Genomic DNA, 628 nt, shown 5'->3' with positions numbered 1-628 from the left:
TGCGCAACCAGCGCAGCGCCTCACTCCACCAAGGTTGCTGCAATGGATGTAAATCCAACGCCTGATAGAGTTTATCGATGCTCAACAAGCTAACGGGCGATGTCCAGCCTGACGCGCCAGCGGCAATAATGGCGGGGTGCTCTGGTGGCATAGCAAGCAAGACTTGCGCGATTTTTTTCGCCAGAAGAGACGAGCCGCGTTCTGTTTTGGCAAACGACCAGTTTGGATATAACGGCGTAGAAACGGCGCACGAAGAATGTTCATTTAGCTGTTGATTTAGGACTCGAAAATCACCGTGCTGTAACAGACCTTCATTTTGCATCTGTTCCAGTAGACAAGCAGGCACGACAGCGGCTTCAACATTGCCGTCACGTAATTGGTAGAGGTTGGCATCAATTGGGAAACCAAGATAGCGAACATCCGCAAAAAAATCATTCGGATCGAGTCCCATTTCCACGATTTGATAGCGCAGGGTCAGATAACCACCAAACGCTTTTTCGGACACTGCCGCGACAGGAAATCCAGAAACATCTTTTAATGTTTGGTATGGCGAATTTGCCCGAACCACCAGCGCAGAACCAATGCTATAGTTCGAGTTTTGCGGTGCGCGCCCCGTCAATGTTGCCAT

Annotated in this window: 1 protein-coding gene; it reads right to left on the bottom strand. The window is 50.0% G+C overall.

Annotation, left to right across the window (positions count from 1 at the left end; genetic code table 11):
• On the bottom strand, positions 1-628 hold a 628-nt coding region (locus R7040_RS27585), incomplete at both ends, for a phosphate/phosphite/phosphonate ABC transporter substrate-binding protein (RefSeq protein ID WP_318097761.1).

The sequence above is a fragment of the Vibrio sp. 1069 genome (genome assembly GCF_033340555.1).
Note: the sequence above shows the minus strand (reverse complement) of the source record. Positions and strands in the feature narration are given on the sequence as shown.